Source organism: Salipaludibacillus sp. HK11 (assembly GCF_047795645.1).
GTDB lineage: Bacteria > Bacillota > Bacilli > Bacillales > Salisediminibacteriaceae > Salipaludibacillus.
The window spans coordinates 4,274,368-4,287,561 of record NZ_CP181045.1; the positions used below are offsets into that span (position 1 = coordinate 4,274,368).

The following is a 13,194-nucleotide window of genomic DNA, read 5'->3' on the forward strand; positions in this document are numbered from 1 at the left end:
GATCAATTTCATATGTCTAGTGACGATCGCGGAGAGGTCACACCCGTTCCCATGCCGAACACGGAAGTTAAGCTCTCCAGCGCCGATGATAGTTGGGGGATCTCCCCCTGTGAAAGTAGGACGTCGCTGGGCAAAGAAAAGGTATTCTCTATGAGAGTATCTTTTTTTTGTGTTTAAAATGATGGGTAAACGTAAAGGTCACCGTTTAACAAGCACCGCATTGAGCTGATGATAGTTGGAGAAGACCTACTTTCTATTCCAGATGTAGTAGTGGTACGGGGCACAAGCTGGCACACAGCATGTGACCATCTATTGAGGAATGCCTTGGTAAGGGTAACAAGACGCAACAGCTGCTTGAGACCCATCTATTGTAGAATGGCTTGCTAAGGGTAACAAGCTAGCACAGCATGTGACCAATCTATTGCGGAATGGTTTGGTAAGGGTAACAAGACGCCACAGCTTGAGACCCATCTATTGTAGAATGGCTTGCTAAGGGTAACAAGCTAGCACAGCATGTGACCAATCTATTGCGGAATGGTTTGGTAAGGGTAACAAGACGCCACAGCTTGAGACCCATCTATTGTAGAATGGCTAGCTAAGGGTGACAAGCTAGCACAGCATGTGACCAATCTATTGCGGAATTGGTTTGGTAAGGGTAACAAGAAGTCACAGCAAGTGACCCATCTATTGTAGAAATACTTGCTAAAGGTAACAAGATGCAACTGCTTGAGACCTATCCATTTCAGAATGACTGACTAAGGATAATAAGAGGTCACTGCATGTGACCAGTCCATTGCAAAATAACTCACTAATGGTTACAACACGCAACTGCTTGTTACCAATCCATTTCAAAATGACACACCAAGGGGCACAAGCTTCCTGCACTTGTGCCCCTTCCATTCTAGATTGGAAAATACGCTCCTTCTCGTGCCAATACCTTCGAATCCCCCCTTTTTTCATTATAAATATAGTAAGGATTGAACACTAATTTTCATCACCGAACATATAATGTTTGGTTCTAATATTGACATTAAGAACAATTCCAATGGCTATCATACATGTCATTAGGGCACTTCCACCGTAACTGACAAATGGTAATGCTAGCCCAGTAATTGGCATTAAACCGATAGTCATCCCTATATTTTGAAAGATTTGAAACATAAATAAGCCGATACACCCTGCTACTAAGTAACTCCCAAAGGCATTTTTACAGTTAAATGCAATTAATATCATTCGATATAACAAAAGGAAGTAGACAACTATAAGCACGGTTGCACCTACAAAACCAAACTCTTCTCCAATAACTGAAAAAATAAAATCTGTATGGAGTTCTGGAATTGTTCCACCTTGTGATTGAACACCCTGAGTAAGCCCACTTCCATATAACTGTCCTGCGCCAATTCCTTGGATTGATTGATCATATTGGTATCCTTCATCCCCAATACTTGCTGCGGGATCTAACCAAGAATATATTCTGTTTAGTTGATGTGATTTAACTATTTTAGAAAATAATTCAAAAAAGTTATTATGAAGGAAAACTAAAAGACTAATGAACATTAAAGCTAGCGATATTAATAACCCAATCATGCGGTATGTAACACCTGACATTACGATCATACTAAACATTATCGCACCGATTACAAGCGCTGTTCCTAGATCTGGCTGAATTAAAATCAAAGCAAATGGAGGTATCCCAATAGCAATAATTTTACTTACAACCAAAACATCACCTTTAAATGATTTTTCTCTTGGGTTATTAGTTATCTTAAACAGAAGATGAGCTAATGAAATTAACACAAAGATTTTCACAAATTCTGATGGTTGAAATTGTATTGGGCCAATCTCAAGCCATCTTTGAGCATTGTTAATAGATTTCCCATAGAGGTGTACGAGTACAAGTAAGACCATTCCAACCAAATAAAGAGGAATAGAAAGATTTTTAAATAGGTCATAATCTACACTCATAACGCCAAGCATTAACATTGTACCAATCAAAATCCAAACAATATGTCTGTAAACAAAGTGAAATCTATCATAAAAATCCTTAGATTCAGTTAAGGCGCCGCTACCACTATAAATAGCTAGTAAACTAATACATAATAAAACAAATAGTAGAAATAAAAGTGTGAAATCAAGTTGATCAAATGCTGTTTGTCGTTTCTCCATATATTTCACCTTAATTCGTCAAATTTCTAAAAGTTAGATGGTAGTACAAGAATGATAGAGGAATGGAATTGTGACTATTTGGATAATATTTGTATTCTATTAGAATAACATAGAGATGTCATGAAGATAATTAATAATTTTTTTCTCAGCCACATTATTAGACGAAAAAGGTACTTATAAAGTTTCACAATTACCATATTTTTGATAAGCAAATCTACGTAATATCTTAACATTATATGCTAATATAAGGTGGGAAAAACGGACTATACGTTATAATTCGTTTCATTCTTCTAACTTTACATGTGCTTAATTAGCAGGTTTTTATTCGAAAATACTTGGTTTATCGAACTTATGACGTGAACTATTTATATGTGATAAAATTTAAGAATATTAATACTTCACAAAACTTTTTATAACTATTGCCAATTTTACATTCGTTAAAAACCATGGTGGGATTTATTATTATAAAAAGTTTCTTGATCTAGTTTTACAAACAACAAGTGTGTTGAGTTAAAAAAAGTGATTAAACTTGTGAAGAAAATATTCTATGAGGTATGATAGAGAAATGACAAATTTCGAAGGGTGTTGACGTGTTTTGCGCTTTCAAACAAAAAATGTACATTTTCCGCAAAAAATAGAGACAAGTGAAGTAAGTAAAACGAAACCAATCTATCAAACTTCAGCTTTTACGTTTAGTGATTTTGATGAAATGGAAGGGTATTTCGAAGGTGAAAAATCATATATGTATACGCGGATGGGGAATCCAAATACAGATGATTTAGGGAAAGGTGTCGCTGATTTAGAGGGTGCCGAAATGGGGGTCGCCTCTGCTTCAGGATTATCGGCGATTCTTGCTGGAGTGTTAGCAGTAGCTAAATCAGGAGATCACATTATTGCAACGGAAGATTTATACGGAGGGACGTATCAACTGTTTGCTCGCGAACTAGCCGATTTTGGTATTTCTGTTACTTTCGTAGACTGTTCGAGTCGCGAGGAAATTGAAGATGCCATTCGCGAAAATACTGTGTTGCTTTATACAGAATCGATTACAAATCCGTTATTACGTGTAGAGGACTTGGAAGGGATTATTAAAATTGCGGCTAGTCATGGCTTAAAAACAATGGTCGATAATACGTTTGCAACACCATATTTGATTCGTCCTCATGAGGTAGGGGCCGATATCGTTGCTCATAGTGCAACGAAGTATATCGGTGGTCATAGTGATGTGACTGCAGGTGTTGTGACTGGAAGTCGAGAACTAATGATGAAGGCGAAAGCAAAGGTTTCAATTCTAGGTAGTAATCTCGGTCCCTTTGATGGATGGCTTGCATGTCGAGGGCTGAAAACATTAAGTTTACGAATGGAACGACAGTGTGCCAATGCAGAGAAGTTAGTAGATTCGTTATCTGGAAATGCCCTGATAAAAAAAGTTTTTTATCCAACGGGAGTCTCTCGTGAAGGAAATGGTGCCATCGTGACGATTGATCTAGCAGAAGGCATCGATGTTTTTGAGTTTTCGAAAAGGATGCAATGGATTAAAGTTGTTCCGACATTAGCCGGAGTTGAGACGTCGATTACGTATCCAGTTGGTACCTCACATCGTCCTGTCCCGAAAAAGACGCGTGAGAAATTAGGAGTGACTGATTCAATGATCAGAATTTCTGTTGGAATTGAAGATGCAGAAGACATTATTGATGTATTTAAAAAAGCTTTATCCTAAAAGGAGAGATTTCTCTCCTTTTTTCATTGTTGTTTGATATAATGGAAAACGGTTAAAATGAATGGAAGAGTCAAGGAAGTGAGGTAAGAGATTCTTTATGAACAATGAATTTGATTGGATTAAATCTATTGCTCCAACAAAACATTATCATACTTCCGTCAAGACAGGAATTGGTGATGATGCAGCGATATATGCTGTGGAACAAGGGTATGAACAAGTGATCGCTGTCGATACGATGGTGGAAGGCATTCACTTCAAAAAAGAAACGATGCCAATAAAATCCATTGGATATAAAGCTCTTGCCGTTAATTTAAGCGATTTAGCAGCGATGGGTGCTACCCCACTCTATTTTCTTGTCTCGGTGGCTTTCCCAAAACAAGGGTGGTCGCAAGAAGAACTATCAGAGATTTATCATGGGATGAATCAGTTAGCGGATCGTTGGCATGTCGACCTAATCGGTGGAGATACCGTGTCGACGAAAGAGGGCTTGGTTATTACTGTCACAGTGGTAGGGCATGTGGAAGCAGGTCGCCATTTATTACGCTCAAACGCAAAAGAGGGCGATGTCTTGTTTATCACGGGAAAGCTGGGGTTGTCTGCATTTGGCTTAGAAAAACTATTAGTCGAAGGACTTTCTGTAGCAGATGATTTGTCCATGCGTCCTTTTTTAAAAGCGCATCAAGAACCCGAGCCAGATTTAGCTGCTGGACAATTACTTGCGCAATGTGGACAGCGAGTTTCATTAAATGACGTTAGTGATGGCGTAGCACATGAGGCAAAAGAAATTGCAGAAGCTAGTGGAGTGAATGTTGTGATCGATTGGGAGAAGCTTCCCATTTGTCATGAATTTACGAAATACTCGTTGGAAAAACAAGAAGATTGGATGCTATATGGCGGGGAAGACTTCAAGTTAGTAGGAACAGTTTCAAGTGATAAATGGAGTGACCTTGAACAACAATTTCAAGATAATCAGCTTCCTATCTATGTTATTGGAGCAGTGGAGCAAGGAAATGGAGCTGTATTTTTGCAAAGGCAGGGAAAAAGATCTTTAATAGAGAAATCAGGCTATCAACATTTTTGAAAAAAATCAGGAGTTGCTTTCTATGAATGAAGAATGGACAATGATATCAGATTCGCCAGAAGATACGGCACAGCTTGCTAATAAAATAGCAAGATTAGTTAAACAAAACGACGTTATTACACTTTCAGGTGATTTGGGCGCAGGAAAAACGACGTTTACAAAAGCGCTGGCGAAAGCTTTAGGCGTTAATCGTACAGTAACAAGCCCAACATTTACGATTATGAAAGAATATGAAGGATATTTGCCGTTTTATCATATGGATGCATATCGCGTTGAGGATGAATTAGAAGATCTAGGGTTGGACGAATATTTTGAAGGTGGTGGGGTCACGGTGGTAGAGTGGCCAAAAATGATAGAAGAACAACTCCCGATAGATCGACTAGATATTGTTATCCAATATGAAGGTGGAGAAAAGCGACTGTTTCGATTTCATGCTTACGGAGAATATTACGTTACGTTAATTAAGGAGCTATTTAGATAATGAATATTTTAGCGATTGATACATCTACCTATGTGATGGGAGTTGCACTCATTCGGGGTGGCGTTCCTGTCGGGGAGATAGTAACCCATGAGAAGAAGAATCATTCCGTTAGGCTAATGTCGGCGATTCGTGGATTGTTTCGTGAAGTCGATATGAAGCCGGATCAATTAGATCGAATTGTTGTATCTGAAGGACCGGGCTCATACACAGGTGTTCGAATCGGTGTGACTACAGCGAAAACACTAGCTTGGAGTCTCAAGATCCCTATAGTGGGAGTGTCTAGCATGGAAATGTTGGCGCAAAATGGCCGTCATTTTCAAGGAATGATCTCCCCTTTTTATGATGCAAGAAGAGGCCAAGTGTTTACGGGGCTTTATTTCGATAGTCGGGAAGCAGTGACATCGACGAAAGCGGATCAAATGGTGATTCATGAGCATTGGCTAGATTCGTTAGTCGAAATCAAACAACCAGTTCTTTTTTTAAGTCCTGATATGGAGAAACATGAAGAATTAATTCGAAGTAAAATGGGAGACCGAGCAGTGTTCGGCTCGTCGATAGATTGTTTACCAAGCCCTACAGAACTTGCTCTTGTTGGAATGGATAAAGAAGTAGATACGAGAACTCATTCATTTTCACCGAATTACCTTCGTTTAGCGGAAGCAGAAGCTAAATGGCTTGAGGCCAATCAGAAAAAATGTGATAAATGATATGCATGAAACGTGAACTTATCATGTCATATGCTTAATAGGAGAGTAATTATGGAAGAAGAAGTACAAATTCGACTTATGGATGTGGAAGATTTAGACGAAGTGATGGAAGTGGAAAGAGATTGTTTTGCCACTCCATGGACTCATTCTGTCTTTTTTAATGAAATCACTAAAAATCAATTCGCTTATTATCTTGTTGTTGAAATCAAAGGGAAAGTTATTGGATACTGCGGGTTGTGGGTGATCGTAGATGAGGCACATATAACAAATATCGCTATTCATAGCTCGTTACGTCGCCAAGGAATAGGTGACTATCTTTTTCGAGGAGCGTTGGAAATGGCTAAAACGTTGGGAGCAGTAAAATTAAGTTTGGAAGTGCGGGTATCAAATAAATCTGCACAAGCATTGTATCGTAAATATGGGCTTGAGGATGGAGGAATCCGTAAGAACTATTATACGGATAACCAAGAGGATGCCCTAGTGATGTGGGTGGGATTATCATGAAAGAACAAGAAGAGACAATCATTTTAGCGATTGAAACAAGTTGTGATGAAACATCCGTTGCTATCGTGCAAAATGGACGTGAAATATTAAGTAATATCGTGTCTTCACAAATTGAAAGTCATAAAAGATTTGGCGGAGTCGTGCCAGAAATTGCTTCCCGTCATCATGTCGAGCAAATTACTTTCATTATAGAAGAGGCAATGAACGAAGCACAGGTGACAAAAGAAGAGATTGATGCCGTTGCTGTGACAGAGGGACCAGGTTTAGTCGGTGCACTTTTGGTAGGAGTGAATGCTGCAAAGGCACTAGCTTTTGCGTGGGATAAGCCGTTGATCGGTGTACACCACATTGCTGGGCATATTTATGCGAATCACATTGTCGAAGAATTGACGTTTCCGTTATTAACACTTGTCGTCTCAGGTGGTCATACAGAATTAATTTATATGAGTGATCATGGAACGTATGAAGTATTTGGAGAGACTCGTGATGATGCTGTTGGGGAAGCGTATGATAAAGTAGCAAGAACACTCGGATTACCATACCCAGGAGGACCTCGAATGGACAAACTAGCTAGTGAAGGGGAAGCAGTGATTGACTTTCCACGAGCTTGGCTGGAAAATGGTTCTTACGACTTTAGTTTCAGTGGATTAAAATCGTCTGTGATTAATACGTTGCATAATGCAAAGCAACGCGGCGAAGTCTGGTCCAATGAAGATATTGCAGCAAGTTTTCAAGCAAGTGTTGTAGAAGTGCTCGTTACAAAAGCGATGCGAGCGGCAAAAGAAAAAGGTGTCGACCGCCTTCTACTAGCGGGAGGAGTTGCGGCGAATAGTGGATTACGCAAATCTCTTACAGAAGCGTGTCAAGAAGCAGGAATAAAATTAACGATTCCGCCAATGAAATTATGTACAGACAACGCAGCGATGATAGGTTCAGCAGGAACATTTCTTTATTGGAGCGGAATCTACGCGAATGATCGTTTGAATGGGCAAGCTGGACTGGAATTGAAGTAAAAAAGGTTTGGAATCACTCAGATTTTTGGTATCAGATGAACGAGATTGTTTTCAACAACCTCCTAAATAGATAAAAAACATCGATCTTTTCAAAAGGTCGATGTTTTTTAATTATTTAGAAAACAAAATTAAATAAAACTGCTCCGTTATCGACGTAAATACGAAGGTATGATCGTGTTAATAACATCTTATCCACAAACTGTTAATAATGTGGATAAGTAGAGAAAACGTTGATAAAACTAGATAAGAGTTGTTAACAATTTAAATGTGGATAAGTGGTGGATAATGTGTATAACCATTGAAAACATTGATAAAATACGATTATTCCTGTGGATATACCTGTGGATTATGTGGATATGTCAGAATATATTCACCATTTAGATTACTTTAGAAACTAAGCTGTTTCAGGAAATTTGAGTGGGTAGCTTGTGGAAAAGTCAAGAAGTATTTGCATTTATGCACCGTTTTTTTTGTAGATTGTTGATAAATTTGAATAAAAAAACCGCTAAGTGATTTCTTCAGCGGTTTAATCAATTTATTTCTTCCATAGGCAGTGAATATGCACAAGGATTAATGGGAATTGTGGATAACGTTACTCTGCTTCTAATTGTTGTTCTTCCCACTTTTCCATGAGTTCTTCAACTTTCTGTTTAGTTAGTTCTAATTTTTCATTTAATTCTAGAGACTTTTCGTGATCTTGAAAGACGTCAGGGTCGCAAAGTTGTTCTTCGATGTCTGAGATCACAGCTTCTTCTTTTTCTACTTGTTTCTCTAGATCTTCGATGCGACGTTGTTGTTGACGTTGTAGTTTTTGTTGATCTTTATTTCGTTCATAATCTGATTTCGATTGTTTATCAGGTGCTGATTGCACAGACCCAGACTTTTTCTCGGCAAGTTTTTCAGCTTCTAATCGTTTAAACTCCGCTTGTTCTTCTTTTTTAGCAACATAGTAATCATAGTCACCAAGAAAACTTGTCATGGAATGAGGAGCTAGTTCTACGACTCTTGTAGCCATTCGATTAACAAAATAGCGGTCATGGGATACGAATAATAGCGTACCAGGATATTCGATAAGCGCATTTTCCAATACTTCTTTACTGTCTAAATCCAAATGGTTTGTCGGCTCATCCAAAATGAGAAGGTTGGCTTTTTGCATCATCAATTTAGCGAGCGATAAACGAGCTTTTTCGCCACCGCTAAGGTCATAAACAGTTTTTAATACATCTTCCCCAGTAAAAAGGAAATTTCCTAATACAGTGCGAATGTCTTTCTCATTTGTCTGTGGATATTCGTCCCAAAGTTCTTGGAGAGCAGACTTACTTGATGTAAGGTTCGTTTGTTCTTGATCATAGTATCCGATAGATACATTACTTCCGTAACGGATGTCACCTTTGATTAACTTCATTTGTCCAGCAATGGCTTTAATGAGCGTCGATTTACCAATACCATTTGGTCCGATCAATGCAACACTTTCACCACGGTCCATTTTCAACGACACATTTTCAAATAAAGGTTTGCTATCATATCCAACAGTCAAATCGTTGATCATTAATACGTCATTGCCACTTTGTCGATCGATATTAAATCGAAAATTTGCTGACTGATCTTCAGAGGAAGGTCTATCTTTTACCGTTATTTTTTCTAACTGTTTTCGACGGCTTTTTGCTCGGTTACTTGTAGAAGCGCGAGCTAAGTTTTTTTGCACAAATGTTTCTAATTTCTTAATTTCTCCTTGCTGTTTCTCAAATTGCTTCATCTCTTGTTCATACATTCGTGCCTTTTCTTCTAAGTATTTTGAGTAGTTCCCTGTAAATTTCAGCGTTTGATGAAAGGAAAGTTCGTATACATAGTCGACAACACGGTCAAGGAAAAAACGGTCGTGGGAGACGATGAGGATAGCTCCATCATAACCTGCTAAATAATTCTCAAGCCAAGTTAACGTTTGAATGTCGAGGTGGTTTGTCGGCTCGTCTAAAACTAATAGGCTAGGCTTCGACAGTAAGAGTTTCCCTAGAGCTAATCGGGTTTTTTGTCCGCCACTTAAGGAATTAATTGACGTGCTGTAGTCAAAATTTTTAAAATTAAGGCCAGATAAAATACTGCGGATATCTGCTTCATATTGAAAGCCACCACGGTCTTTAAAATCTTGTTGTAATTGATCGTACTCTTCCAGAATCTTTTCGTAATCAGGTTGATCAGGATCACTCATTTTTTCTTCTAGTTTTCGCAAGTTTTGTTCCATTTTTTTTAGAGCGGTGAAAACAGTTAACATCTCTTCCCATATGGAACGTGATGATTCAAGACCGCTATCCTGAGCGAGATAACCGATATTAACGTCCTTTGGGATCATTAAGTTTCCCGAATCATAAGGAAGTTCGCCGGTAATAATTTTTAGCAATGTTGATTTACCAGCACCGTTTCTACCTACGAGCGCAATCCGTTCATGACTTTTTATTTCTAATTTTACATTGGACAGAATTTCGTCTGTACCGAATGATTTTGATATTTGTGCACATTGTAATAAAATCATATTTTGGTCATCCTCACAATCAAATTCCATTCATTTCACAAGCTAAGTGTACATGAGAACGAACAACAATGGCAACTGAATTGTGGCGATAATTAGCTAGTGCTAAGGAGAAAGTAGAAATTTGAACGAGGAAATATAGTAGTTGTTTACTTCATAATCACAAAGTTATGCAGTTTGTGAAAGAATGGTGTACAATGAAAGAAGAAATAAAGGGGGATGTTCATGGACTCTTTCACACACTTTAACGAGCAAGGCCGTGCTAAAATGGTAGATATTTCACATAAAGACGAGACGGTCAGAACTGCTGTCGCAACATCAAGTGTTTATGTGAACAAAGAAATTTATGAAGCAATTCAACAAGGTAAAATGAAGAAAGGCGATGTGTTAGCAGTTGCTCAAGTTGCTGGGATAATGGCAGCTAAAAACACGTCCCAATGGATTCCAATGTGTCACCCATTATCATTGTCGGGTGTCGACATTCAGTTTGATTGGAATGTGAAGGAAGATACATATCAATTGGCGATTGAAGTTGCTGTGAAGACAAAAGGCAGTACGGGAGTGGAAATGGAAGCGTTAACATCGGCGTCTGCGACAGCGTTAACCATTTATGATATGTGTAAGGCTATTGATAAAGGCATGGTAATTGGTGAAACCTACTTATGTGAAAAAACGGGTGGGAAAAGCGGCGATTTCAAACGAAGTTAATTCTGATATTAATGATAAAGTAATCATAAATAGCGTGACTAGAGTAGAAGTAAGAATATGAGAATGGGGGGCAATGTTTCATGGATATGGATCAAGCAAAAATACCGCAAGCAACGGCTAAGCGTTTGCCACTATATTATCGTTTTTTGGAAGGCTTACAGGCTTCTGGAAAACATCGTGTATCTTCGTCTGAATTGAGTGAAGCGGTAAAAGTCGACTCTGCTACAATTCGTAGAGATTTTTCTTATTTTGGTGCGTTAGGGAAAAAAGGCTATGGGTATAATGTGAATTATTTGCTATCATTTTTCAGGAAGACGTTAGATCAAGATGAGTTAACAAAAGTAACACTCGTTGGTGTTGGAAACTTGGGAACGGCATTTTTAAATTATAACTTTAGCAAAACAAATAATACGAGAATTGAAATGGCTTTTGATGTGGATGAAGATAAAGTAGGGAAAGAAATAGGTGAAGTGCCGATTTACCATTTGAATGAATTTGCTGATCGCATTGCAAATAATAATGTGGAAGTCGTGATATTAACTGTTCCATCACACGTTGCACAACCTATCGCTGATCAGCTAGTAGCTTCAGGGATCAAAGGGATTCTGAATTTTACGCCTGCAAGGTTGTCAGTACCTGATGATGTGAGGGTTCATCATATTGATCTTTCAGTAGAGTTGCAATCACTCATTTATTTCTTAAAACATTATCCATTATAAAGGAACGTAGCAGGTCTTCTATTTGTGGAGGCCTGTTTTTGTTTTGCATGGATTTTATGATCACGTAGATAAAACTCGTGGTATAGTAGATTAACAGATATATTTCGTGAGACGAAGGAAAGAGTGATGAAATCATGGCGAAGGTTCCGCAGAAATGGTTGGTAGTTATAACGGTTTTATTAGGGACGTTTACAATTATTTTAAATAATAGCATGTTGAATCCAGCGGTGCCTCATTTAATGAACATATTTGAAGCGGATGCAGTAGCGACAGGCTGGGTGATTACAATTTTCATGGTTACGATGGGGATGATCATGCCTTTAACTGGTTATTTAGGTGATAAGTTTGGCAAGAAACAGCTATATATAGCTGGATTATCTTTGTTTATTCTAGGCTCTATATTAGGGTCACTCTCGTGGGATTTGTCTTCTTTGATTTTTTTTAGAGGGGTACAAGGCGTTGGTGGTGGTGTGATGATGCCTTTGTCTTTAGCATTAATATTTGAAGCATTTCCAAAAAAAGAACGCGGACTTGCTACGGGGGTTTGGGGAATAGCTGCGATGATGGCGCCGACAATCGGCCCTACTCTTGGAGGAATAATCATAGAAATGGGCTCATGGGAATGGCTATTTCTTTTCAATATCCCATCAGGGGTTCTCGGATTAATCTTTTCAATCTACTATTTAAAGCAGACGAAAAAAGTCGCTAATATTCGCTTTGATCGTTGGGGGTTTCTAACGGTAACGCTAGGTGTAGGTTCGATGTTGTTTGCGTTAGGTAGAGTGTCCGAACTTAACGATTTACGAGACGTGACGAATATCAGCCTTTTGCTATTAGGTCTTTTATCGTTGTATCTATTCGTCCGTATTGAGAACCGTACAGACCAACCGTTACTAGATTTGTCTATCTTTAAAATTCCAGCTTACACATACAGTGTATGGGTAGCAATGATCAGTTCGATATCATTGTTTGGAGGAATCTTTCTTCTGCCGCTATTAATTCAGCAAGTTTACGGGTTGGGTGCGATCATGACCGGGTTGACGTTTCTGCCGTCGGCTTTACTAGCGGGTATATTCATGACAATTGGCGGGAGGTTATTGGATCGCCAAGGGCCGTCGGTGATTGTCACGACAGGATTAACGATTGGTGCTGTTGGGACTTTATTGCTTGGACTGATTGGAATGGATACAGCAATATGGGTTATCTTTGTTCTGAATGCGGTAAGGGGAATTGGAATGGGGTTAAGTACGATGCCAGCGACAACTGCTGGGATGAATGCCATACCAGAGAAGTTTATCTCCCGAGGATCTGCGATGAATAATGTCCTGCGACAAATGAGTTCCGCATTAGGGATCGTCTTCGTTTCGATATATTTTGAGGTTCGTCGTGGACAAGTGATGGCAACGAGTAGCGTTACATTAGAAGAAGCTAGTCTAACGGCTGTAACAGAAGGTTTTCTCGTTATTGCGGTATTGGCGTTTCTATCTATTCCAGCGGGATTATTATTAGGTAAGGAACATCGAAAACAACAGGAAGAAATTAATTGATAACAGAAAGCCCTTCGATCA

The 13,194-nt window shown here is 38.8% G+C and carries 12 protein-coding genes and 1 rRNA gene; 10 read left to right on the forward strand and 3 right to left on the reverse strand.

Annotation, left to right across the window (positions count from 1 at the left end; all coding sequences use genetic code 11):
* Nucleotides 1–15: 15 nt before the first annotated feature.
* A 5S ribosomal RNA gene (gene rrf, locus ACM26V_RS20355) occupies nt 16–132 on the forward strand.
* Between the two features lie 570 nt (nt 133–702).
* On the opposite strand, the gene ACM26V_RS20360 is transcribed toward rrf, so the two are convergent.
* Nucleotides 703–960 (reverse strand): hypothetical protein, encoded by a 258-nt coding sequence (locus ACM26V_RS20360; RefSeq protein ID WP_416148598.1) that lies wholly within the window; start codon nt 958–960, stop codon nt 703–705.
* 24 nt (nt 961–984) lie between these two features.
* The gene (gene rodA, locus ACM26V_RS20365; RefSeq protein WP_416148599.1) at nt 985–2,166 is read right to left on the reverse strand and encodes a rod shape-determining protein RodA; all 1,182 of its coding nucleotides are present in this window, start codon (nt 2,164–2,166) and stop codon (nt 985–987) included.
* 595 nt (nt 2,167–2,761) lie between these two features.
* Between rodA and ACM26V_RS20370 the strand changes: the two genes are divergently transcribed.
* The 6 genes from ACM26V_RS20370 to tsaD all read left to right on the forward strand — a co-directional run bounded on the left by ACM26V_RS20370 (nt 2,762) and on the right by tsaD (nt 7,672).
* Nucleotides 2,762–3,886, forward strand: a complete 1,125-nt coding sequence (locus ACM26V_RS20370) for a trans-sulfuration enzyme family protein (protein ID WP_416148600.1) — start codon at nt 2,762–2,764, stop codon at nt 3,884–3,886.
* A 97-nt stretch (nt 3,887–3,983) separates the two neighbouring features.
* Nucleotides 3,984–4,967, forward strand: coding sequence for a thiamine-phosphate kinase (thiL, locus tag ACM26V_RS20375; RefSeq protein WP_416148601.1), 984 nt, complete (start codon nt 3,984–3,986; stop codon nt 4,965–4,967).
* A gap of 22 nt (nt 4,968–4,989) precedes the next feature.
* Nucleotides 4,990–5,448: a tRNA (adenosine(37)-N6)-threonylcarbamoyltransferase complex ATPase subunit type 1 TsaE gene (tsaE, locus tag ACM26V_RS20380; protein WP_416148602.1), complete on the forward strand. Its 459-nt coding sequence runs from the start codon at nt 4,990–4,992 to the stop codon at nt 5,446–5,448.
* Nucleotides 5,448–6,155 carry a tRNA (adenosine(37)-N6)-threonylcarbamoyltransferase complex dimerization subunit type 1 TsaB gene (tsaB, locus tag ACM26V_RS20385; protein ID WP_416148603.1) on the forward strand — a complete coding sequence of 236 codons (708 nt, stop codon included), beginning with the start codon at nt 5,448–5,450 and terminating at the stop codon, nt 6,153–6,155. Before tsaE ends, tsaB begins: the two co-directional genes overlap by 1 nt.
* 51 nt (nt 6,156–6,206) lie before the next feature.
* Nucleotides 6,207–6,659, forward strand: a complete 453-nt coding sequence (rimI, locus tag ACM26V_RS20390; RefSeq protein ID WP_416148604.1) for a ribosomal protein S18-alanine N-acetyltransferase — start codon at nt 6,207–6,209, stop codon at nt 6,657–6,659.
* Nucleotides 6,656–7,672, forward strand: a complete 1,017-nt coding sequence (tsaD, locus tag ACM26V_RS20395; RefSeq protein WP_416148605.1) for a tRNA (adenosine(37)-N6)-threonylcarbamoyltransferase complex transferase subunit TsaD — start codon at nt 6,656–6,658, stop codon at nt 7,670–7,672. The genes rimI and tsaD overlap by 4 nt, the downstream gene beginning before the upstream one ends.
* Nucleotides 7,673–8,264: 592 nt before the next feature.
* Here the strand turns inward: tsaD and ACM26V_RS20400 are convergent.
* Nucleotides 8,265–10,202, reverse strand: a complete 1,938-nt coding sequence (locus ACM26V_RS20400) for an ABC-F family ATP-binding cassette domain-containing protein (RefSeq protein WP_416148606.1) — start codon at nt 10,200–10,202, stop codon at nt 8,265–8,267.
* A 222-nt stretch (nt 10,203–10,424) separates the two neighbouring features.
* On the opposite strand from ACM26V_RS20400, the gene moaC reads away from it, so the two are divergent.
* The 3 genes from moaC (at nt 10,425) to ACM26V_RS20415 (ending at nt 13,173) form a co-directional block, all read left to right on the forward strand.
* Nucleotides 10,425–10,907, forward strand: a complete 483-nt coding sequence (moaC, locus tag ACM26V_RS20405) for a cyclic pyranopterin monophosphate synthase MoaC (RefSeq protein ID WP_416148607.1) — start codon at nt 10,425–10,427, stop codon at nt 10,905–10,907.
* Between the two features lie 80 nt (nt 10,908–10,987).
* Nucleotides 10,988–11,626: a redox-sensing transcriptional repressor Rex gene (locus ACM26V_RS20410; protein ID WP_416148608.1), complete on the forward strand. Its 639-nt coding sequence runs from the start codon at nt 10,988–10,990 to the stop codon at nt 11,624–11,626.
* Nucleotides 11,627–11,760: 134 nt separating this feature from the next.
* Nucleotides 11,761–13,173 (forward strand): MDR family MFS transporter, encoded by a 1,413-nt coding sequence (locus ACM26V_RS20415; protein WP_416148609.1) that lies wholly within the window; start codon nt 11,761–11,763, stop codon nt 13,171–13,173.
* Nucleotides 13,174–13,194: the final 21 nt, after the last annotated feature.